The 20,949-nt window shown below is 71.4% G+C and carries 18 protein-coding genes and 2 pseudogenes; 13 read left to right on the top strand and 7 right to left on the bottom strand.

Features of this window, described 5'->3' with window-relative positions; translation table 11 throughout:
* The first annotated feature begins 16 nt into the window (after positions 1 to 16).
* The 4 genes and pseudogenes from P3G67_RS19810 to P3G67_RS19795 form a co-directional block, all read left to right on the top strand.
* Complete coding sequence (locus P3G67_RS19810; protein WP_276094632.1) at positions 17 to 820, top strand: hypothetical protein; 804 nt, start codon at positions 17 to 19, stop codon at positions 818 to 820.
* 193 nt (positions 821 to 1,013) lie between these two features.
* Entirely contained in the window at positions 1,014 to 1,685 is a 672-nt protein-coding gene (locus P3G67_RS19805; RefSeq protein ID WP_391858302.1) for a sigma-70 family RNA polymerase sigma factor, read from the top strand.
* A gap of 273 nt (positions 1,686 to 1,958) precedes the next feature.
* Positions 1,959 to 2,174, top strand: a complete 216-nt coding sequence (locus P3G67_RS19800) for a hypothetical protein (protein ID WP_276094630.1) — start codon at positions 1,959 to 1,961, stop codon at positions 2,172 to 2,174.
* 96 nt (positions 2,175 to 2,270) lie between these two features.
* Positions 2,271 to 2,537 (top strand): annotated as a pseudogene (locus P3G67_RS19795) (PepSY domain-containing protein); the annotation flags it as partial.
* A gap of 193 nt (positions 2,538 to 2,730) precedes the next feature.
* Here P3G67_RS19795 and P3G67_RS19790 read toward each other — a convergent pair.
* Both P3G67_RS19790 and P3G67_RS19785 read right to left on the bottom strand, forming a co-directional pair.
* Positions 2,731 to 3,858 (bottom strand): NADH:flavin oxidoreductase, encoded by a 1,128-nt coding sequence (locus tag P3G67_RS19790; RefSeq protein WP_276094629.1) that lies wholly within the window; start codon positions 3,856 to 3,858, stop codon positions 2,731 to 2,733.
* 129 nt (positions 3,859 to 3,987) lie between these two features.
* Positions 3,988 to 5,997, bottom strand: a complete 2,010-nt coding sequence (locus P3G67_RS19785) for an MFS transporter (RefSeq protein ID WP_391858301.1) — start codon at positions 5,995 to 5,997, stop codon at positions 3,988 to 3,990.
* 239 nt (positions 5,998 to 6,236) lie between these two features.
* On the opposite strand from P3G67_RS19785, the gene P3G67_RS19780 reads away from it, so the two are divergent.
* Positions 6,237 to 6,680, top strand: a complete 444-nt coding sequence (locus P3G67_RS19780) for a MarR family winged helix-turn-helix transcriptional regulator (protein WP_276094705.1) — start codon at positions 6,237 to 6,239, stop codon at positions 6,678 to 6,680.
* 275 nt (positions 6,681 to 6,955) lie between these two features.
* Positions 6,956 to 7,486 (top strand): DUF6083 domain-containing protein, encoded by a 531-nt coding sequence (locus tag P3G67_RS19775; RefSeq protein ID WP_276094628.1) that lies wholly within the window; start codon positions 6,956 to 6,958, stop codon positions 7,484 to 7,486.
* A 285-nt stretch (positions 7,487 to 7,771) separates the two neighbouring features.
* Here the strand turns inward: P3G67_RS19775 and P3G67_RS19770 are convergent, their stop codons facing one another.
* Together P3G67_RS19770 and P3G67_RS19765 are read right to left on the bottom strand one after the other, a co-directional pair.
* On the bottom strand, positions 7,772 to 9,646 hold the full coding sequence (locus P3G67_RS19770) for a hypothetical protein (protein ID WP_276094704.1): 1,875 nt from the start codon (positions 9,644 to 9,646) through the stop codon (positions 7,772 to 7,774).
* Positions 9,647 to 10,417: 771 nt separating this feature from the next.
* On the bottom strand, positions 10,418 to 11,401 hold the full coding sequence (locus P3G67_RS19765) for a C1 family peptidase (RefSeq protein ID WP_276094627.1): 984 nt from the start codon (positions 11,399 to 11,401) through the stop codon (positions 10,418 to 10,420).
* A 542-nt stretch (positions 11,402 to 11,943) separates the two neighbouring features.
* On the opposite strand from P3G67_RS19765, the gene P3G67_RS19760 reads away from it, so the two are divergent.
* Positions 11,944 to 13,605, top strand: coding sequence for a sigma-70 family RNA polymerase sigma factor (locus P3G67_RS19760; RefSeq protein ID WP_276094626.1), 1,662 nt, complete (start codon positions 11,944 to 11,946; stop codon positions 13,603 to 13,605).
* A 59-nt stretch (positions 13,606 to 13,664) separates the two neighbouring features.
* Here P3G67_RS19760 and P3G67_RS19755 read toward each other — a convergent pair whose 3' ends face one another.
* Both P3G67_RS19755 and P3G67_RS19750 read right to left on the bottom strand, forming a co-directional pair.
* On the bottom strand, positions 13,665 to 13,931 hold the full coding sequence (locus P3G67_RS19755) for a hypothetical protein (protein ID WP_276094625.1): 267 nt from the start codon (positions 13,929 to 13,931) through the stop codon (positions 13,665 to 13,667).
* A gap of 235 nt (positions 13,932 to 14,166) precedes the next feature.
* Complete coding sequence (locus P3G67_RS19750) at positions 14,167 to 15,126, bottom strand: helix-turn-helix transcriptional regulator (protein WP_276094624.1); 960 nt, start codon at positions 15,124 to 15,126, stop codon at positions 14,167 to 14,169.
* A gap of 95 nt (positions 15,127 to 15,221) precedes the next feature.
* Between P3G67_RS19750 and P3G67_RS19745 the strand changes: the two genes are divergently transcribed.
* Positions 15,222 to 15,779, top strand: coding sequence for a DinB family protein (locus P3G67_RS19745; RefSeq protein WP_276094623.1), 558 nt, complete (start codon positions 15,222 to 15,224; stop codon positions 15,777 to 15,779).
* A gap of 330 nt (positions 15,780 to 16,109) precedes the next feature.
* Positions 16,110 to 16,367: pseudogene (locus P3G67_RS36070) on the top strand (DUF3089 domain-containing protein); the annotation flags it as partial.
* Positions 16,368 to 16,504: 137 nt separating this feature from the next.
* Here the strand turns inward: P3G67_RS36070 and P3G67_RS19740 are convergent.
* Positions 16,505 to 17,395 carry a LysR family transcriptional regulator gene (locus tag P3G67_RS19740; protein WP_276094622.1) on the bottom strand — a complete coding sequence of 297 codons (891 nt, stop codon included), beginning with the start codon at positions 17,393 to 17,395 and terminating at the stop codon, positions 16,505 to 16,507.
* An 84-nt stretch (positions 17,396 to 17,479) separates the two neighbouring features.
* Between P3G67_RS19740 and P3G67_RS19735 the strand changes: the two genes are divergently transcribed.
* The 4 genes from P3G67_RS19735 to P3G67_RS19720 all read left to right on the top strand — a co-directional run bounded on the left by P3G67_RS19735 (position 17,480) and on the right by P3G67_RS19720 (position 20,920).
* Positions 17,480 to 18,331 (top strand): PhzF family phenazine biosynthesis isomerase, encoded by an 852-nt coding sequence (locus tag P3G67_RS19735; RefSeq protein WP_276094621.1) that lies wholly within the window; start codon positions 17,480 to 17,482, stop codon positions 18,329 to 18,331.
* 7 nt (positions 18,332 to 18,338) lie between these two features.
* Entirely contained in the window at positions 18,339 to 19,352 is a 1,014-nt protein-coding gene (locus P3G67_RS19730; protein WP_276094620.1) for a zinc-dependent alcohol dehydrogenase family protein, read from the top strand.
* A 141-nt stretch (positions 19,353 to 19,493) separates the two neighbouring features.
* Positions 19,494 to 20,309, top strand: coding sequence for an inositol monophosphatase family protein (locus P3G67_RS19725; RefSeq protein WP_276094619.1), 816 nt, complete (start codon positions 19,494 to 19,496; stop codon positions 20,307 to 20,309).
* A gap of 14 nt (positions 20,310 to 20,323) precedes the next feature.
* Entirely contained in the window at positions 20,324 to 20,920 is a 597-nt protein-coding gene (locus tag P3G67_RS19720; RefSeq protein WP_276094618.1) for an NADPH-dependent F420 reductase, read from the top strand.
* Positions 20,921 to 20,949: the final 29 nt, after the last annotated feature.

Here is a 20,949-nt window from a genome sequence, read left to right as displayed (position 1 = left end):
CAACGATGAGGCCGTCATGGATGCGGGGCTGGACTCTCGGGCGGCACGGGCTGCGATGTTCGCAGCCGTCTGTGTGCTGCTCGCCGCCCTCGGTCACGTGATGATGTCCGGCGTCGGCGTCCCGTGGTGGGCCCTGACCGGCGCGTTCACTGCCGCGGGGGCGGTGGGCTGGTGCTTCGCGGGCCGGGAGCGCGGCCCCGCCTTCGTCACGGCGGTCACGGTGGCGACCCAGTTGGCCCTGCACTCCCTCTTCGCGGTGAGCCAGGTCGCGGCTGGGGGGACCTCGCGCGGCGGCGAGTCCCTGGCCCAGCAGTGGGCGAGAGTGCTGCTGTGCGGCATGGACCCGGCGACCAAGCTGTCATCCGCTGATGCCGAACGTATCGTCCGGGCCGCTGGACTCGGCCACCAGTTGGGCGGTCCTCCACCCGGCATGGACTCCATGAGTTCCATGGGCTCGATGGGCTCGATGGGCTCGATGGGCTCGATGCCGGGAATGGGCTCGATGAGCCATATGACCTCAATGGGCATGCCGCACATGGCCGGTTACGGCAGTGCCTACGGAATGCTGGCGGCCCACCTGCTGGCCGCGCTGCTGTGCGGCCTGTGGCTCGCCCACGGCGAACGCGCCGCCTTCCGGATCGGCCGCGCCCTGGCCGCCCGGCTGTTCACACCGCTCCTGCTGCTTCTCCGGATCGCCGAGCCGCCACACCGGCCGCGAATCCGTACCGACCGCCGTCAACCGGCCCCACGCCTGCGGTCACTGCTTCTCGTCCACGCCATCACCACCCGAGGTCCACCTCGCGGGATCGCTGTCGCCTGACAGCCGAAGCCACTGACGCCATGCCGTGCAGCGGCGCCCCCGCACGGGCGCGCCGACGCTGTCGTGCGCCCGCGTCAATCCCCGCGACCGCCGCGAGGCGTACTCCGTAGGTACGTGTACGCCCGACCGCGGCCGTCTCACCATGTCACCGGGCTGCTGAGTGCTGCCCGGATTCAGCGAAGGACCCCAGGTGATGACCCCTGCCCTGACGCCCGTCCCGCCCGATCGGCGATCACTTCCAACGGGCACGCCCGCATCGAAACGAACGACTCCGGCGCGTGACGACGAGTCAACGACAGCGCTGGCGCTTGCCGCCCGGGACGGCGACCCCGACGCCGTCGAACGCTTCGTCCGCGCCACCCGCCAGGACGTACTGCGTTACGTCGCGCATCTGAGCGCCGATCCGCAGGCCGCCGACGACCTGACACAGGAGACGTACCTTCGGGTGCTGCGCAGCCTGCCCCGTTTCGAAGGCCGCTCCTCGGCCCGCACCTGGTTGCTGTCGATCGCCCGACGCACGGTGATAGACCGCTTCCGCTTCGCCGCGGCAAGGCCCCGCCTTTCGGACACCGCCGACTGGCAACTGGCCGCCGAGCTGGCCCAACCGCGCGGACTGCCCGGGTTCGAGGAAGGCATAGCGCTGGCCGAACTACTCGACGAGCTGCCCGACGAGCGCCGGGAGGCGTTCGTCCTCACGGGCCTACTCGGCCTGCCGTACGCGGAAGCCGCCGCGGCGACCGGTTGTCCCGTCGGCACCGTTCGCTCCCGCGTCGCGCGGGCCCGGACGTCCCTGATCGACGCGATCGAGGCATCCGAACGGGAGAACGGCTGGCGTAGGACCGCAACCCTCAAGGCCGCCGTCTGACCCGCTGTTCCGAGGGTGGGCCGTCGCTCCTGTGTCGGCCCACCCCTGGCGGAGCGACCGCACGGGAGGGGGCCCTCCCCAAGTAGTCGGGTTACAGGACCCGCTGGTTCCCGGCAGGCGCGGCACCGTCGAAGCATCGGGAGGAGCGCCGGAAGCACAGCGCAACGCCGGTGTGCTCCCGCATCCCGCGACCTTGGGCTTCTGGACCGACCCGCCGGGTATGACCAGGACAGTCGGCGCAGCCCAAGGCCGAATAACCATCGGGAGGTTGAGATGTCGGGCACAGAAGGTCTGGAGCAGGTCGCGACGTTCTGCGGCAAGTGCAACTGCGGCTGCCCCCAGCTTTTCGTCGACCCCTCGGCCACGGCCGACCGCCGGGTCGTACTCACCGACGACTTCGGCCAGCGCGTCCAGATGAGCGCCGACCAGTTCTCCTCCCTCGTCGAGGACGCCAAGGCCGGAAGGCTGGACGGCGTCATCACGGCCTGAGGCGGTACCGGGCCGCGGTCACGGGCGCCCTGCCGCTCCGGCGGCAGGGCCACCGCCGCGAACTGGACGAAGCGCTGTTCCGCCTGCCGATCAGCGGGGGTCGCGGTCGACCCGGCGACCGGCAAGGTCACCGCGAAGCTGCGGTTCGCCGACTACCCCCTGCTGGCCAAGCTCACCCGCTGGGGCATCGACGCCCACATGGGACTGCTGTTCGGCCTCCCCAACCAGATCGCGCTGGCGCTGCTCGCCGCTGGCCTCATCGCCATGATCCTGTGGGGGTACCGGATGTGGTGGCTGCGCAGGCCGACCCGTTCCACCGGGGCGGCCTTCGGCAGGGCACCGGCCCGCGGCGCCTGGCGGCGGAGCAGCGACAGCGGTCAACACCGGCCCGGACAAGCGCTGTTCGCCCCTAGCGGTACGGCCCCGTACAAGCTGCGGCCCTGGAACGGCGGGAGGGCACCGGTGAGAACCGGTGCCCTCCGTCGTGCGGGGCCGCTGCGTCTGCCGCCGAGGCGTGGTCGATGGACGGACGTCACACGGATTCGAAACGGTACGCCTAGCTCAGCGACTTGAGCGCCGCCGCGTCGTACGGCTGGAGCTCCTCGAACCGGTCGCCCAGGACCTTCGCCGCCCACTGCGGGTCCTGGAGCAGTGCGCGGCCGACGGCGACCAGGTCGAACTCGTCGCGCTCCAGGCGGTCGAGGAGGTTGTCGAGGCTGCCGACCGCGGCGCCCTCGCCCGCGAACGCGCGGATGAAGTCGCCGTCGAGGCCGACCGAGCCGACGGTGATGGTGGGCCGACCGGTGAGCTTCTTGGTCCAGCCCGCCAGGTTCAGGTCCGAGCCCTCGAACTCCGGGAGCCAGTAGCGGCGGGTGGAGGCGTGGAAGGCGTCGACTCCGGCCGCGGTGAGCGGGGCCAGGATCGCCTCCAGTTCTTCCGGTGTCTCGGCGAGCCTGGCCTCGTAGGCCTCCTGCTTCCACTGCGAGTAGCGGAAGATCACGGGGAAGTCCGGCGCGACGGCCTCGCGGACCGCGGCCACGATCTCGGCCGCGAACTTCGTGCGGGCCACGGGGTCGCCGCCGTAGGCGTCGGTACGGCGGTTCGTCCTCGACCACAGGAACTGGTCGAGGAGGTAGCCGTGGGCGCCGTGCAGTTCGACGCCGTCGAAGCCGATGCGCTCGGCGGCCGCGGCGGCCTCGGCGAAGGCGCCGACGACGTCGTCCAGGTCGCGCTGGGTCATCGCCTTGCCGGTGCCCTCGGTGCCGTCGACGCGGATGCCGGAGGGGCCGACGGCGGGGGCGTCGGCGTAGGGCGGCTCGCCCTGCTTGCGCACCATGCCGATGTGCCACAGCTGGGGCACGATCGTGCCGCCCGCCGCGTGTACGTCCTCGGCGACCTTCGCCCACCCCGCCAACTGCTCCTCACCGTGGAACCGTGGCACTCGGTCGCTCTGCCCGGCCGACTCGTGGCCGACGTAGGTCCCCTCGGTGACTATCAGGCCCACACCCGCGGCGGCGCGACGGGCGTAGTACGACCGCACGTCCTCGCCGGGGACGCCGCCCGGGGAGAACATGCGCGTCATCGGCGCCATCACGATGCGGTTCGGGACGGTCAGGCCGTTCAGCGCGACGGGCCGGGAAAGGATCTCGGCCGCGCGGGAGGCGGAGGAATCGGTGACGGTCACGGGGATTCTCCTTGTAGGTACCAGTCGGTATGTGAAACGGCAATGAATTCGTCGTAGCGGGCAACCGCCCGGGCGAGCGCGGCATTCCGCCTGTACGGCGAACCGTCCCGTGATCCCGGACACCGTCACCTACCGCGCCGCGGGGTGAGCCAGCTCCAGGTCGAACCCGTCCGTACCGCGGCCCTCGACGGCCAGCGCCGACGCCACGGGCGGGTAACCGCTGGCGATGAGCGAGTACTCGCCCGGGGCCAGGTCGGTGAAGGTGTACGCGCCGTCGGCGGCCGTGATGGTGGTGCGCACCACGTTCCCGGCGGCGTCCACCAGCGTCAGCCGGGCATCCGGCAGCGGACGGCCGCCCTCCGCGGCGCGTACGGTGCCCCGCACCCGCAGGCTCGCCGGTTCCGTGGCGCGGGGGAACCTGATGCCGTGGGTGACCGGGGTGGCCGCCGCCATGACCGTGTCGGCCTGCGGCTGGTGGCCGTCGGCGGCCGCGATCAGGACGTACGGGCCACCGGCTGGGGCGTCCAGCCCGTAGCGGCCGTCGGCCCGGGAGACCGCGCGGCCCACCTGCCGTCCGTCGGGCGAGACAAGGGTGAGGGCGGCACCGCCCAGCGGTTCGCCGTCGGCGTCGCGCACCAGGCCGTGGAACCCGGCCCCGGCCGGGGCGGCGGGCTCAGCGCCCGGCTCACCAACGGCCGTCTCCCCGGCGGGAGTTGCCGGGGTGCGTGAACGCGTGCCCCGCCCCGGCAGGAACGCGGCGATCAGCAGCGCCAACGCACACGCCGCGCACGCGATGACGAACGAGGTGCGGAAGCCGTTCATGGACGGCAGCGGCACACCGCCCAGCGGCTGGGTCATGTGGGAGAGCACAACTCCGAGGACCGCGCTGGCGGTTGAGGTGCCGATGGACCGCATCAGGGTGTTGAGGCCGTTGGCCGCGGCCGTCTCCGAGGACGGCACCGCCCCCATGATCAGGGCGGGCATGGCCGCGTAGGCCAGTGCGATGCCGCCGCCGATGATGGCGGAGACGATCAGCGTCTGCCATACCGCGTGCGTCAGGCCGAGCGCCGACGCATAGCCGATGGCGATGACGACGCTGCCAAGCATCAGGGAGACCTTGGGTCCGCGGGCCGCCGAGATCTTGGCGGACACCGGGCTGAGGAGGATCATCACCACTCCGCCGGGGGCGACGCACAGCCCCGCGACGACCATGGACTGCCCCAGTCCGTACCCGGTGGCCTTCGGTAGCTGGAGCAACTGCGGGAGCACCAGCGACATGGCGTACATCGCGAAACCGACGGCGATCGCGGCCAGGTTGGTCAGCAGCACCTGGCGGCGTGCGGTGGTCCGCAGGTCGACCAGCGGCTGCCGCACGCGCAGTTCGACGGCGCCCCAGGCGAGAAGGATCACCACCGAGGCGGCGAACAGTCCGAGCGTGGTGCCGCTCCCCCAACCCCAGTCACTGCCCTTGGAGATCCCCAGCAGCAGACAGACCAGGCCCGCGGAGAGCCCGACCGCCCCGATGACGTCGAAGCGCCCGGGAGTGCGGACCGGCGACTCCGGTACGAACAGTGCGGCGAGCAGCAGCGCGACCGCGGCCAGCCCGGCCGACCCCATGAACAGCACGTGCCAGTCGGCGTGTTCGGCCACGAAGGCGGCGGCCGGCATGCCGAGTGCGCTGCCGACGCCCAGCGAGGAGCTCATCAGCGCCATGGCCGAGCCCATCCGCTCGGCGGGCACCTCGTCCCGCATGATGCTGATGCCGAGCGGGATCACGCCCATCGCGCCGCCCTGCAGGACGCGGCCGACCACCATCGGCAGCAGGTCCGAGGTGAACGCGCAGACCAGCGAGCCGACGACGAGCAGCCCGAGGCTGCAGAACAGGATCCGCCGCTTGCCGAACATGTCGCCGAGCCGGCCCATGACAGGGGTGGCGACGGCTCCGGCGAGCAGGGTGGCGGTGATCACCCAGGAGGCGTTGGAGGTCGTGGTGTGCAGCAACCGCGGCAGCTCGGCGATGAGCGGCACCACAAGGGTCTGCATCACGGCGACGACGATGCCCGCGAACGCGAGCACCGCGACGATCGGGCCTCCGGTGCGCGAGCGCGCGGTGGAGGGCTCGGTTATGGGGGATGACACGCTTACCGCCTAGAGGTTCAGGCTCGGGCTCGCTTCAGGCCGGGGCCGAGAGAACGGCCTGGGGCCGACAGAGAGAAGTGCACGATGCACAACTTGTGCATCGTGCACATCGCACGATGATGTGTATCGTACACATCACCGGGCGGGAGCGGGAGACCCCCATCGCCGCGGTCGGAGCCGGACAACGCAGCCGGGAAGGAGCGGGAGGCGCGGTGCTGGAGAGACTGGAGCGGGAGCTGATGCTGCTCTCGCGGCACCAGGTGATGGCTCGCCGCGAGCGGGACGCTCAGCGCCTGGAACGTTCGGCCTACCTGCTCCTCAGCCGGATCGACACCCAAGGCCCCATGTCCATCGGACAGTTGGCGGAGGCCTTCGGGCTCGACACCTCGACGGTGAACCGGCAGACGGCGGCGCTGCTGCGCTGCGGTCTGGCCGAACGCGTCGCGGACCCGGAAGGCGGCATGGCCCGCAAGCTGCGGATCACCGACGAGGGCGGCCGCAGGCTCGCCGCCGACCGCGAGGTCAACCGCTCGTGCCTGGCCCGGGTGGTCGCGGACTGGTCGGCGGACGAGGTGCGGGAGCTGGAGAACGTACTGGTCCGGCTCAACCGCAGCGCCGAAGCGCTGGAGGGGCGGCACTGGCCGCGCTCGGAGGACACCGAACGCGAGCACGAGGGCCGGTAGCGGGATCCGGGGACCTGGGACCGCTGACTTCCGCCGGTGGACCGGAACGAACGCCGAGCTGGTCCGCAGCCGGGACGGACGACACCGTGCACAAGGACACCGCCCCTGCCCGACCATCGGCCAGTGGCGCGGATGGGCCGTCAAGGCTGCGGCGAAACAAGCAGGTTGCTGCGGGAGGGCAAGGCGAAGACTCTCAAGGTGAAACTGTTCACCAGGCAATAAAGGCGAAATCTCGCCCTATTGAGCGGCGCATGTACTCGCTCACTATCGGACATATGGGGGCCATAGGGAACCGCCACGTCGCCTGCCAGCGCTGCCAAGACCTCTGGCGACCCGCACGCGAACGCGGCCGAATCCAGCTGGCGGTGCTCTGTGACGAGTGCTGGGAGCAGTACGCGAACGAGATCGCCGAGTTGGAGGGAGCGACGGCGCCGCCGTGGCCGGAGCCGGACTCGGATGACGTGATGTGGACCGAACCGCCCACCTGCCCTGAGTGCGGCGGCCTCGTGCGGATCATGCCCACGAACTACGACCGCTGGGTGTGCCTGAGCCCGGTGGACAGGCCGGCCAAGGACGTCCCACGCCGTTACCGCTGGCGACTGCAACCGCTTCGCACCAGGTACTCAGGGACGGTTGTCGATGTCATCGCGGTCAAGGTCAGCGCGATCGAACCCATGCCAGCGGAACTGATCACTCCCGCGCACCGGGCCCTGTGCCCGACGCCGGATGCCGTGCGGGAGACCGAGCGGGAACGACTGACCGACCTCATGCGGGAGCGGTACAGCCCGGGGTGCGAGGGCCCCTGACCGTTGGCTCCCGGCATCGGCCGGTGCCGGATCAGGCGGTGAACGACGGCCAGCGAGCCGATGCCGGGCACCACGGTCACGGTGATCAGCGTCCGTCGGAATCGCGGCGTGGCCACCCAGCGGCGGTTCGGCTCGGCGAGGCGGGAAACGCCAGGCCACGTGGACCTGGGGTCGATTGTCGTACGGGCCTGTCACGGCCGTCGCGCTGGCCAGGCCCCGGAAGCCTCCCGACCCGCCCCGCTCGGCGCACGGGTCCTGTCGGGGCGGATCGGTGGTTCGGCGGGGTCAGGGCACGTACTGCCCCGTGTTGCTGGACCACAGCGCGGTGCCGCTGCTCGTGAGGACGACCAGGTTGCCGTCGTCCTGCATGGACGCGTGGGCGCCCGAGTGCCCGGAGGTGCCGGTGGCCCACAGCGCGCTGCCGGAGGTCGGATAGACCACCAGGTTCCCGTCGCTCTGCATGGACGCGTAGGCGCCGGAGTGGCCCGAAGTGCGGCTGGACCAGATGGCCTTGCCGTCGCTCTGGCGGTACATCACGAGGTTGCCGTCCAACTGCATCACCAGCCGGGTGTACTGGGCCTGGGTCCACCAACCGCCCTGCAGCTTCTGGCCTGAGCCGATGGTCCGGGACCGCGCGTAGGTGCCGTCGGCCCACAGCCCACCGCCCTTGCCGGTGCCGCCGGTGCTCTTGTAGACCACCAGGTTCCCGTCGTCCTGCAGGACGGTGTAGGCACCGGAGTTGCCTGAGGTGCCACTCGCCCACAGCGCACCGCCGCTGCCCGGACCGCCACCGCTCGCGTAGACGACCAGGTTGCCGTCGCTCTGCATGTACGCGTAGGCGCCGGAGTGCCCGGAGGTGCCGCTGGCCCACACCGCCGGACCGGTGCCGCTGCCGCCGGTCTTGAGGTAGGCCACCAGGTTGCCGTCGGACTGCATCACCACCGTCGTGCTGGCGCTGGTCAGGCTGTGTCCGGGTATGAGCCGCTGGCCCGGCCGCAGCGTGGTGCTGGTGGTCGGCCCGCTGGTGAAGGCGGCGGTGCCGTCAGGGGTGCCCAGGCCGGTCGGACCGTCGTAGCCGGGACCCGCGGTGCACAGATAGCCCGGTGAGCAGGTGCCGTTGGAGCCGGTCGTGACGTCGTTCAGCGCCGATGTCCGGCTGTACGGGTACGAGGCCGGATAGGTGCCCGCGGCCGGGGTGCCCGCCAGGGCGTAGGTGGCCGCGACGATCGGGGACGAGGCGCTGGTGCCGCCGAAGACGTTCCAGCCGGAGGCCGCGTAGCTGTCGTAGACCGCGACGCCGGTGGCCGGGTCGGCGACGGCCGAGACGTCGGCGATGGTGCGGTGCGAACAGCCGGTGTCGGTGGTCTGCCAGGAGGGCTTGGGTTCGTCCGCGGAGCAGCCGGACCCGGTGCCATGGGTGCCGCTGGTGCTCCACACCGACTCCGTCCAGCCACGGGTGTTGCCCGCGCGGCTGAGCGAGGTACCTCCGACGGAGGTGACGTACTGGGAGGCGGCCGGGTACGCGGCACCGTAGCCGCCGTCGCCCGCGCTGACGGTGATGGCGACCCCGGGGTGGTTGAAGTACTGGTTGTCCACGGTGGCTTCCGCCGGGTTCTCCGTGCCACCGAAGGAGTTGGAGACGTACTTCGCGCCGAGCGAGACGGCCTCGTTCTCGGCCGTACCGAGGTTGGACAGGCTCGGCGAAGCGGCCTCGACCAGCAGAATGCGGCACTGCGGGCAGACGGCGCTGACCATGTCGAGGTCGAGGGAGATCTCGCCCGCCCAACCCGCGTCAGCGGACGGGTAGTTGGTGCCTCCGGTCTGGTCGACCTTGCGGAAGCAGCCGTTCGCCGTGGTGCAGGCGGGCAGGCCGTACTGCGAGCGGTAGGTGGTGAGGTCCGACTCGGCGCTGGGGTCGTCCTGGGCGTCGACGATGGCCACGGTCTGGCCGGAACCGGCGGTGGTGGACGGCAGGTTGTAGGCGCTCTGCAGGTCCGAGGGGCCGTAGCCGGACGGTGTGGCGTTCGGGCTGACGCTCAAGTGCTGGACGATGTCGGTGCGGGCTTCGGCGAAGCAGGCCATCCGGCCGGGCTCGCTGGCTTGGTCGCAAAGGTGCTTGACGTGTGTCGTGGAGGCGGCGGCCGGGAGAACGGACGCCACGGACGGGGCCGCCGTGAGCAGTCCGCCGGACACCAGCGCCGCGGTGGACAGCACCGCGGTCGCGGCGGTGCCCGCCCGTCGTCTGTGTCTGTTGTACGGCCCTGCCTTGCGGTGTTCAGTCCTTGCGCGCAAGGAACCGCCCTTCTGTGTGCTGGTGACGCGGCCCATGCTCGCCCTGCCCATGACAGGGCAGCGGTGGGTGCGGGATGAACGGGGAAGGTGCTGCCGGTCAGCGCTCGGTGATGAGCGCGGCGCGAAGGCGGTGGCGTTCCGCTCCGGCTCGCGGACGAGGACGAGGCGTTGCGGCTAAGGCGAACCCGCCGCGGCCGAGGGCGCGTTGAGGCACCCGGTTCCTCCCGTGCGGAGCGATGGAGACATGCGTGGACACGGCTGGGACGACGGTTGCCGCCGTCCGGTCAGTCAAGTGTGAAGCCCCCGACCACCCCACCCCCCGTGCGATGGGCTGGAGGCTAACGCATGTCCGTCCGCGGCGGAAGATGCGAAGGAGGCACGGCTGTCCCCCTCCCCAGCCAAGAGGGGAATCCCAGGTCAGACGGCCTGGAATCGACTGTCGCTGGATGCCCGCCGGCCACCGGCGCTGCGGACCACCGCCGTGCCGTGCACCGGCACGCAACGCCAGTCCCCGGCCGGAGACATCGGTCTCGCCGGGGCTGGCGTGCGGTTGAGCCGCGACCGGTCGGGGCAGCCCGCGGCGATGCGGCAGGCCCGACGAGGGCGGCCCCGTTCAGCCGGGTCAGTCCTACCGGGCCCTCACCGCTTGACGAGCTTGCCGACGGCGTTGGCTTCCCATACCTGGTTGGCCAGGTAGTTCCAGGAGAGGTTGACGTATCCGCGGTCACCCCAGCCCTTCCCCCAGGAGTTCTCGACCCGCACACCCTTGCTGTTGTAGCCGACGATGGTGATCTCGTGGCCGCCCGCGTACTGTTCGCCGGAGGCGGGGTAGTACGTGTAGGAGGCGGCCTGCCGCGGGGTGAGGTAGAAGAAGCTGTCGTACACCGGAATCGCGATGGTGACCGGCTCGCCCTGGCTGAGGGCCGATTCCACATCGTTCTTGATCTGCTTGCCCGTGTGCAGCGGAGTGAATCCGGACAGCTTCCACTTCGCCGCGTTGGCTATCTCGCTCGTGGTCGGTTGGGTGGTGTAGTCGAAGTCGCCCTGCTGGTAGTCGGACTTGGCGTCGACACCTTGCGTGGTGGCGATCTGGAAGTGCTGCTCCGGCGAGGTGCCCACGTTCTGCCCCTGGACGATCTGGGAGTAGGTGTACATGGGTGCCTGGGGTCCGCCGGAGATACCCTGCTCGCGCTCCAGGATGCTGTAGGCGGAGTAGTCGATGGACCACGCGACGCAGGAACCGACCTGGCCCTGATCGCCTGGTGCTGCGGCGTACTTGGTCAGATCGACGCTGGCGGGAAGGGCCTGGCGCTTCTTCTTCCTCGGCTTGGCGGCCTCGCCATTCGGACTCGGAGCGGTGGCCTCCAGCCGCGGCTCGACGGACTGGCGCAGCATGGACTGGCGCCACGACGACTTGGACGGCACGGCGCCGAGACCGTACGGGTGCCTCTTTCCGCTCGCGGACTGCGGCGCCCGGACGGGGGCGTGGTCGTGACCGGGCGCGACGGTGCTCGCCGAGGAGACCCCGACGGTCACGGCCGCGATCGCTCCGGCCGAGGCAAGCGCGACGGCAGCGCGTGACTTACCACTGAGGGTCTTCCACTTGTGGGCAGCACGAGACATTGGCGTTCTCCCTGGATGGGCATGAGCCTGACAGTTCTGGTTGGGGGCGCCTCCACAGCGCCCTTGCGAGCCGACCGGGACGGTTGTCCCAGAGCCGGTCGGTCGGTGAAGACAGCTGCGCCCTCGGGGGCGCGATCCACCCGCTCGACAACGGCGAACGCTTCGCTCGCGGTCCCGGAGGGTGGGGGAAGTCGGCAGCGAACTCAGAGGAGTTCAGGGCTGCCGAAGCTCTGTGAACTGGACGCTTTCGAAGGCATGTCCAATGGGCAGAGGAAGTTAGCCCGGTAAGCCGCCGCGATCAAGCCCCAAGTGGCCTTCCTCACACCACGGTTGGCCGGAACACGGCCCACGGGGCGCACCGCGCTTCCGGCAACGCCGCAGCTCACGAGGGCTTGCTGGCCGCCTTGTCAGGTGACCGGTCGACGGGTCCTGGAGAAGCCCGAAGAAGAATTTTCTGGGTTTCTGTTATCCGAGCCGCCCTGGCAGGGTCTCCCAGGTATCGAAGGCATGCGGAAACGTTGCGGCAGGGAGCGAGGACGGACATGACACCAGAGCGTGAGGCCACGGTCATCGCGACCGCGCAGGCAGGGGACCAGCGGGCGCAGGACGAGTTGGTCGCCGAATACCTGCCGCTGGTCTACAACATCGTCGGCCGCGCGCTGCGCGGCCACGCGGATGTCGACGACGTGGTGCAGGAGACCATGCTGCGCGCACTGGACGGACTGGCCGGCCTGCGCAAACCCCACCGCTTCCGGGCCTGGCTGGTGGCCGTGACGATGAACGAGATACGTCGGCACTGGCACAGCAAACAGGTGTCGGCCGGCGATACCAGGGTCGACGAGGTGGTCGAACTGGCCGATCCCGGCGCGGACTTCGTGGACCTGACCATCATCCGCCTGGGGCTTTCCGGCCAGCGCCGGGAGGTCGCCGAGGCGACCCGGTGGCTCGACCCGGACGATCGAGCACTGCTGTCGTTGTGGTGGCTGGAGGCCGCGGGTGAGCTGACCCGCTCGGAAGTGGCCGCCGCCCTGAAGTCGCCGTCGCGGTTCGTCGCGGTCCGGGTGCAGCGGATGAAGGCGCAGTTGGAGACCGCCCGGTTGGTGGTGCGCGCGCTGTCGGCGACATCGCGCTGTCCGCGGCTGGAGCCCGTCGTGGCACGGTGGGACGGTGTTCCCTCCGCTCTGTGGCGCAAGCGCATATCCCGCCACGTCCGCGACTGCAGGACGTGCTCAGGTCGGCGCAGCGGCCTGATACCGGCGCAAAGCCTCCTCGTCGGCATCGCTCTGGTACCGCCGACCGCCGCTTTGGCCTGGTCCGCGGCCCAGGCGGGCCACGGCGCGCCGTCCTTCGGCCCGGCGGTCCAGTTGAGCGGTTCGACCACCAAGCTCCCCACGGCGGCGCGGCATGCGGCACACCGTCCGAACGGCCGGGGCGGCAGGCAGTTCGGCGGCCACCGGCGTCCACGGATCCGGCCCCGAGGCGCGCACATGCTCGCCGGCGGAGCCGTGGCGACGGCCGCGGCGGCCACGGTGATATCCGTGGCCCTCGGCTCACCGGCCGACACCCGCCAGGCCGACTCCTCCAGCACCGCCGCCCAGCCAGTGCTGGTGAAGACAGTGCCGATAGCCAGCCCGCCACCGCACACCCCTTCGCACCCGGCCAGCCACCCGCCCACGGCCTCCCCGCGCCGGACCCCGATCCCCGCGCCGCGCACAGCCGAGCCCTCCCCCACCACACCGACTCCCACCCCCTCGAACACGTCAGCCCCGCGACCGCCCGCCGAATCCGGCGCCGTCGCGCAGGTCCTCGCCCTGATCAACCAGGCACGGGCCGCCCACGGGCTGCCGGCGTACACCATCACCACCGGCCTCACCCACAGCGCGACCGGGCACAACGCCGCCATGGACAACGGATGCGGCCTGTCCCACCAGTGCCCGGGCGAAGCCCAACTTGGAGACAGGGAGACGGCCGCGGGCGTCCAGTGGGGCGCGGCGGGAGAGAACATCGGGCAGGCCTCCGCGGGAACGGACGCCCAGCAGATCGCCACGGCCGCCGTCAGCCTCACGCAGTCCATGCTGGACGAGCAACCACCCAACGACGGCCACCGTCAGAACATCCTCAGCAGCACGTTCACCCATGTCGGCATCGCCGTCTACCGCGACCCCAACGGCACCGTCTGGCTCACCCAGGACTTCTCCAACTGACCGCGCGCCTCGGGGGGTTGCCGGGCGCCGCGGCGAAGCGGCGTCCGGGGAAAGCACTCTCAGACCATCGGGGTGATCTGGTCCTCGATGCCGAGCAGGGCCCGGCCGTACATCTCGGTCGCGATGGCCGGGTTGATCATTGCGTGTCGGCTGGCGGTCTCCTGATCCCGCCAGATGCGCTGCAGCGGGTTCTCGTCGGCGAAGCTCCTGGCGCCTTCGACGCTGAGGAGGATGTCGAGCGCCTCTCGTGAGCGGCGGGCGACTGTGGCGATGTCCATGCGTACCCGGGTCCGGTTCCGCCCCTTCGCGAGTGAGGCCAGGACCACAGCCCGGCCTCGTCGAGTGCCGCGATGTTCTCCTCGGCAACCCGTCGGCCCTGCTCGGTACGGTCGGCATTGCTCCGAAGCAACTCGACCAGCGCGGCGGCCCGTTCCGGCAGGGAGCCCGCCGCCTCGCCCGCACCAGGCTCAGCGGCCCGGCCCTGCTCGCCCACCGTCATGAGGGTGCCCTCCTTCACGCCCAGCCGCGCCCTGCGGATTTGGCCGCCTGGCCTTCTACCCCTCACCCCCGCGCCCTGTTGAAGCGGGCGCCCCAGTCGTGGACCTGGGCGAGGAGTTCGGGTGGGGAGAGGACCCGGAAGTCGGCGTTGAGTACGCCCAGGGCCATGGTCGGCCAGTCTAGGGAGTCGGTGGTCATGCGTACCCGGCAGTGTTCGGCGTCGACCTCCTCGACCGTGCTCCATCGGCCGATCCGTTCGCGCACGGTGGCCGCCGGGGCGTCCACCAGAGCCTCCACCTGGTACGGGCGCGGTAGGTTCTCCAGGCTGGCGCGGACGAACTCGGCGGCGTCGGCGGCGGGCAGGTCGCGGGGGCGGAACCGGGACCCGGTGCCGTGCGGGGCGGTGAGCCGGTCGACCCTGAAGTTGCGCCAGTCGTGCCGGGCGAGGTCGTAGGCGACCAGGTACCAGCGGCGGCCGAGGCAGACCAACCGATGGGGTTCGACGTGCCGGTCGGTGTACTGGCCGTCGGCCGCGGTGTAGGAGAAGCGGAGTTGTTCGCCGTCCCGGCAGGCCAGCGCGACCGCGGTGAGCGCCCCCGGGTCGATGGCCGCCCTGGGCGGGCCGCCCCAGTCGGCGGGCACGGTCATCGCGCGCAGCGCCTCGACCCGGTGCCGTAGCCGGGCGGGCATCACCTGCGCCACCTTGGCCAGCACCCGGACCGAGGACTCGGCGATGCCCTCCACCGCGCCCTGGGCGGCGGCCTGTAGGCCCACCGCCAGGGCGACCGCCTCCTCGTCGTCGATCACCAGTGGCGGCAGCGCCGCGCCCGCGGCGAGCTGGTAGCCGCCGTCCACACCTCGTTGCGCCTCGACCGGATAGCCCAGCTCGCGCAGCCGGTCGACGTCCCGGCGCAGGGTGCGGACCGAGACCCCCAGCCGCTCGGCCAGTTCGGTGCCCGGCCAGTACCGGTGGGTCTGGAGCAGGGACAGCAGCCGCAGCGTCCGGTTACTGGTGTTCGCCATACCTGCGATTCTCTCTCGAATTCAGGTCAGAAACTGGCCGCTATGGCTCCTAGCGTGGTGCTTGTCCGAGGAAGAGGAACAACGGAAGGCGAAACATGACCGTCAACGAGCTGACCAACCAGGACCAGGCTGGCGCCCCGGCCGCCACCGGCGAGCGTGCCGACCTGCTGGCGGTCCTGGCCAAGCACCGGCACTTCCTGCGCTTCACCACCCGCGACCTCACCGACGAGCAGGCCGGGCAGCGGACCACCGCCAGCGAGCTGTGCCTGGGCGGCCTGATCAAGCACGTCACCGCGGCCGAGCGGAACTGGGCGAACTTCATCGTGGAGGGCGCGTCGGCGATGCCCGACTACACCGCCATGACCGAGGCCGACTGGGCCCGGCGGGCCGACCAGTTCCGGATGCTGCCCGGTGAGACGCTGGCCGGTGTGCTGGCCGAATACGCCGAAGTGGCCCGCCGCACCGACGAGTTGGTCACCACCCTGCCCGACCTGGACGCGTCGCACCCGCTGCCGAAGGCCCCGTGGTTCGAGCCGGACGCGCGGTGGTCGGCCCGCCGGGTGCTGATGCACGTCATCGCCGAGACCGCCCAGCACGCAGGCCACGCCGACATCATCCGCGAGTCCCTGGACGGCGCCAAGAGCATGGGCTGACCGCCGGCACGACGCACCGCTGCCACTCCCGCCGTGGTACTGCGTCCCACACCTGACGGCCTTGGGGATGCCACCGGCCCTCGCGGTCCAGCCGTTCACGTGTCACGGAGCGGGGGTCAACGAACGCGACTCCGCGAGGGCACCCGGGCCCCCGGCAAGGGTGACGGAATGGTGCGAACCGCCACCTGGCGGCATCGGCTCTCGTTGGGGGCGGCGTAACATGCGGCGGCACTCCCGGCTGTCCCTCACCCTGCTGTCCCTCGCGCTGCTTTCGGGTACGTCCGCGACCGCCGCAGCGCCCAACCGGTCGCCGTCATCGACCAGTTGGCTGTGCAGGCCCGGACTGGCCGACAACCCGTGCGACCAGGACGTCCGGGGAAACCCGCAACCCTGGTCTCCGCGTTCCTGCTGGGCGGCGACGTGACGACCACGACGTTCCGCCACATCCCCGCCTGCGAGCGGACGGGCAGCAGCGCACCGATGCCGACCGGCTGCGTCGTGGCCTACTCCAGCTACGCCCAACCCCCCGCCGCGAAGGACATGTTCGGCCACACCGGCTCGCCGGACGACCATGTGCTGTGCGTCGATCCCGCCGCGCTCCTCGACGGCAGGCCGAACGGCCAGCGGCACCCCCTCGACGCCTACATGCCCACCGGGCGCACCCTCGACGCCGGGGCCCGCCGTCCGCGTCCGCGCGGTACGCCCCCCTCGCTCTTGGCGCGGCCTCAACCGCCGACCAGCCGCGCGATCTCGTCGGCTACGACCCGCGCCGCCGGGGCCACCCAGCGCCGCCGGTGCCGGGTCAACTGCACCGGTACCGGGGGAACTTCCGGCCCCCGGACCACCGCCAGGACCCCGTCGCGCAGTTGCCGGTCGACCGTCGCCCGAGGCAGCAGGGTGAGCCCGAGTCCCGCGGCCACGCAGGAGCGGGCGGCCTCGATGCTGCCGAAGCGGGTGAGCCGGGGCCGGGCCCCGGGCAGTGCCAGCAGGGTGCGCACAAGGTGGTCGCTGTACGAGCAGCCCTCCTCGTGCACGAAGAAGCTCTCTCCGGCCAGTTCGTCCCAACCGGCCTCGCGCCCGGCGAGCGGGTGGTCGGGGGACGCCAGGTACACCAGCGGTTCGCGGGCGATGGGCCGAGCGGCCAGGTCGGCGAGGTTCACCTCGGGCTCCAGGAGCAGCACCATGTCGAACCGCCCCTGCCGCAGCCCCTCCACGGCCGCGGCGCTGCCAACGGCGCGCAGATGGACGTCGATTCCGGGGTGGGTGCGCCGCAGCGAGGCGATCACCCCGGGCAGTCGTGACGAACACAGCGACTCGCCCGCGCCGACGGTGACCTGCCCCTCCACCGTTCCGCCGCCGTTCCCGGCCGTCGCCGCGGCGCGCAGTCTGGCCTCGGCGTCGAGCATCGCCTCGGCCTCCTCGAGCAGCCGCCGTCCGGTGCTGGTCAGCAGCGCGCCGGTGGGCAGTCTGTCGAACAGCCGGGTGCCCAACTCCCGTTCCAGGGACCGGATCTGCACGGTGACGGTGGACTGGGCGAGATGCAGTTCGGCCGCCGCGGCAGTGAAGCTCCCGGTCTTCGCCAGGGCCGTGAACGTTCTCAGGAGTCGGGTGTCCACCCTCCGATGGTATCGGGATATCCGATCGCACCAAGCGAAAAGAATCGTTGGACGCGATATCGCAACGGCTGCGACGGTTGGTCCATGACCGCACTGAACACCGTCGGAGTACTGCGCTACTCCGCCTTCACCACCGACCCCTCGGGCGGCAACCCCGCCGGTGTCGTCCTCGACGCCGAAACCCTCGGGGACGACGAGATGCTGTCCATCGCCGCCCGGATCGGCTACTCCGAGACCGCGTTCGTCACGGCGCGGGACGACGCGGCGCGCAGCTACCGGCTGCGCTACTTCAGTCCCCGCGCCGAAGTCGCCTTCTGCGGGCACGCCACCGTCGCCACGGCCGTCGCCCTCGCCGAACACGCCGGTGACGGCGAGTTGGTCTTCGACACCCGGGCAGGCGCCGTCCCGGTGGCAACCGGCAGCGGCGGCGCGACCCTCACCAGCGTCCCCGCCCGCTCCCGCCCGGCGGACCGCACGCAGATCGAGCAGACGCTCGACGCACTGCGCTGGGCCGAGGGCGACCTGGATCCGGCCCTCCCCGCGCACGTCGCCTTCGCGGGCAACGACCACCTCGTCCTCGCCACTCGCACACGGGAGCGGCTCGCCGCCCTCGACTACGACTTCGCGGCGCTGGAGGCGGTCATGCGGCGGCACGGCTGGACCACTGTCCACCTTGTGTGGCGGGAGGGCGCCTTCGACTTCCACGCACGTGACCCGTTCCCGGTCGGCGGTGTCGTGGAGGATCCGGCCACCGGCGCCGCGGCCGCCGCCTTCGGCGGTTACCTGCGGTCCCTGGGCGTGGTCACCGAGCCGACGCGGGTCCGTATCCGTCAGGGTGAGGACATGGGCCGCCCCAGCGACCTCCTGGTGGAAGTGTCCGCTGACGACCCTCGCGTCCGCGTCACCGGCCAGGCCGTCCGGATCCCGCAGGAGTGAGACCACGATGAGGACGAGCTACTACCACCTGCCGCACTTCACCGGAGTCGACTCACTACGGCTGGACGAACGCGACCTGCGGGCTCCCGGGCCGCGTGAGGTGCTGGTCCGGATGCGGGCGTGGTCGCTGAACTACCGCGACCTGATGATCGCCGACGACGTCTACGGACGCACTCTGAAGCCCGGAGTGGTCCCCCTGTCCGACGGTGCGGGCGAAGTGGTCGAGACCGGGGCCGAGGCCACACGGTGGCGGCCGGGAGACCGGGTCGTGAGCGTCTTCATGCCCGGCTGGCTCTGCGGCCCGCCCACCGCGGAGAAGACCTCGGGCGCGCTGGGCGCCACCACGGACGGCGTCCTCTCGCAGTACGTGGTCTTCGACCAGGACGCCATCGTCGCCGCGCCCTCGCATCTGGACTTCGCCGAGGCCGCGACGCTGCCGTGCGCCGCGGTGACCGCATGGCACGCGGTGGCGGTCCGCGGCCGATCCGCCCCGGGACAGACCGTCCTGACCATGGGCAGCGGCGGCGTCTCGCTGTTCGCGCTGCGGTTCGCCGCGCTGGCCGGCGCCCGCGTGATCGCCACCTCCAGCAGCGACGCCAAGCTGGAGCGGCTGCGCCAACTCGGCGCCACGGACGGGGTGAACTACTCCCGCACCCCCCAATGGGGCGCAGTGGTAAGCGAGTTGACCGGGGGCGGCGTCGACCACGTCGTCGAGGTCGGCGGCGCCGGCACGTTGCCGCAGTCGATCACGGCGGTACGCACGGGTGGCCGCATCAGCCTCATCGGCGTACTCGCCGAAGGCAGCGGGATCGATCCCGCCCCGGTACTGCGCAAGGGCCTCACCCTGCAAGGGATGTTCGTGGGCAGCCGCGAGATGTTCGAGCAGATGAACCGCGCCATCGAGCAGCACCGGCTCCGCCCGGTCATCGACAGCGCCTTCCCGTTCTCGGACACCCTCGCCGCCTACCGCCACTTCCAACGCAGGGGCCACTTCGGCAAGGTCGTCATCACGGACGAATGACCGGAGGGCCCAGTTGCACGCGAGTAATACCAGAGCTTACGAACATGCATTTGCCGATATGTGCCGCCCTTCCTAGCGTGGCATCTGCCGCGATGAGAACCGTCCCGCGGTGACTCCCCGACTCCGAAGGACGGGACACCCATGTCCACGCATGCCGTAACCCTCGCGACCGACCGGGCGCTGCTGCCCGAGGCCGTCGCCGCGGTCCGCGCCGCGGGCGCGAAGCTGCGCGAGCGCTTCACCCCCGACGCGCGCCCCGGCGGCCACGAGGAACTCATCGCCGCGCTGCTCGCCAACGACCAGGCGTCACTGGGGGAGTTGCGGGCACCGCTGCACGCCGCCCGGCCGAACGCCGGTTGGGTGGTGAACGAACTGGAGGGCGGGGCGCTGCCGGACGGCGAGTGGTGGGTGACCGATCCGGCCGAGGGCAACATCAACCACGTCCACGGCATGCCGGAGTGGTCCGTGACCGCCACGTTGGTGCGCGACAACCAGCCCGTGGTCACCGCGGTGCACCTGCCGCTGACCGACGACACCTACACCGCGGTGCGCGGCGGCGGTGCCTTCCACAACGGGGTGCGGCTGCGCGCCTCGGCGAAGGAACGACTGGCCGACGGTTACGTGGGCACCGGCCAGGCAAAGCCCGGTGAGGACGCGCGGACGTTCCGGCGCATCGGCCGGTCGCTGACCGCGATGCTCGAATCCGCCCTGGTCACCCGGGTGTCGGTGCCCGCCACGCTGCAACTCGTCCAGGTCGCGGCGGGGCGCATGGACGCCTTCTGGCAGTACAGCGACGTGCGCTCCGGGCTGCTGGCGGGCGCGCTGCTGGTGGCCGAGTCCGGTGGAACGGTCACCGACACCCACGGCGACCCCTGGACCGTGGCCAGCCAGGACTTCCTGGCGGCGGCGCCCGCCCTGCACACCGCCGTCGTCCGCGTCCTGTCCTCCGTCAACTGACCACCGGGAGCACCGTGAACACCCTCGCCATCCTGGGATCGGGCCGCGTCGCGGCCACACTGGCGGACAAGCTGTCCGCCGCCGGCCACCGCATCGTCATCGGCACCCGAAACCCCACCGCCGCACCGGCCACCTGGACCGGCCGCCCCGTCGCCTTCGCCCTCCCCGAGGAAGCCGTACGCCGCGCCCCGATCGTCATCAACGCCACCCCGGGCGGCAGTTCACTGGACCACCTGAGCGCGCTACGCGAGGCGCTGCACGGCAGGATCCTCGTCGACGTCTCCAACGCGCCGGGCCGCGGCGTCGCCGAACCCCTCCAACTGGCCCTGCCGGGAACCCGCGTGGTCAAGACGCTCAACACCATGCACTTCGCCGTCATGGCCGACCCCCGCGCCCTGAACTCCGCACCCAGGGCCTTCGTCTCGGGTGACGATCCGGCCGCCAAGTCGGCCGTCGCCGCGCTCCTCGCCGACCTGGGCTGGCCTCCCGACTGGATCGAGGACCTGGGCGACATCACCACGGCCCGCGGCACCGAGGCGGTGATGCTGCTCGTACCCGCTCTGCTGCGCAACCGGGGGCTGCGGCCGTTCGCGATCACGGTGGCGGACTGAACTCGGCGGCGGCTCCCCACCGCGTACTG

The organism is Streptomyces silvisoli (assembly GCF_029269905.1).
GTDB classification, from domain to species: Bacteria; Actinomycetota; Actinomycetes; order Streptomycetales; family Streptomycetaceae; genus Streptantibioticus_A; species Streptantibioticus_A silvisoli_A.
The sequence above is the reverse complement of the archived record's forward strand: the minus strand, read 5'-3'. Positions and strand labels throughout refer to the sequence as shown.

What these genes read in the sequence shown, in the direction of transcription:
- P3G67_RS19810 (WP_276094632.1), top strand. Translation starts at nt 17, where the DNA reads ATGGATGCGGGGCTGGACTCTCGGGCGGCACGGGCTGCGATGTTCGCA.
- P3G67_RS19805 (WP_391858302.1), top strand. Translation starts at nt 1,014, where the DNA reads ATGACCCCTGCCCTGACGCCCGTCCCGCCCGATCGGCGATCACTTCCA.
- P3G67_RS19800 (WP_276094630.1), top strand. Translation starts at nt 1,959, where the DNA reads ATGTCGGGCACAGAAGGTCTGGAGCAGGTCGCGACGTTCTGCGGCAAG.
- P3G67_RS19780 (WP_276094705.1), top strand. Translation starts at nt 6,237, where the DNA reads ATGCTGCTCTCGCGGCACCAGGTGATGGCTCGCCGCGAGCGGGACGCT.
- P3G67_RS19775 (WP_276094628.1), top strand. Translation starts at nt 6,956, where the DNA reads ATGGGGGCCATAGGGAACCGCCACGTCGCCTGCCAGCGCTGCCAAGAC.
- P3G67_RS19765 (WP_276094627.1), bottom strand. Translation starts at nt 11,401, where the DNA reads ATGTCTCGTGCTGCCCACAAGTGGAAGACCCTCAGTGGTAAGTCACGC.
- P3G67_RS19760 (WP_276094626.1), top strand. Translation starts at nt 11,944, where the DNA reads ATGACACCAGAGCGTGAGGCCACGGTCATCGCGACCGCGCAGGCAGGG.
- P3G67_RS19750 (WP_276094624.1), bottom strand. Translation starts at nt 15,126, where the DNA reads ATGGCGAACACCAGTAACCGGACGCTGCGGCTGCTGTCCCTGCTCCAG.
- P3G67_RS19745 (WP_276094623.1), top strand. Translation starts at nt 15,222, where the DNA reads ATGACCGTCAACGAGCTGACCAACCAGGACCAGGCTGGCGCCCCGGCC.
- P3G67_RS19735 (WP_276094621.1), top strand. Translation starts at nt 17,480, where the DNA reads ATGACCGCACTGAACACCGTCGGAGTACTGCGCTACTCCGCCTTCACC.
- P3G67_RS19730 (WP_276094620.1), top strand. Translation starts at nt 18,339, where the DNA reads ATGAGGACGAGCTACTACCACCTGCCGCACTTCACCGGAGTCGACTCA.
- P3G67_RS19725 (WP_276094619.1), top strand. Translation starts at nt 19,494, where the DNA reads ATGTCCACGCATGCCGTAACCCTCGCGACCGACCGGGCGCTGCTGCCC.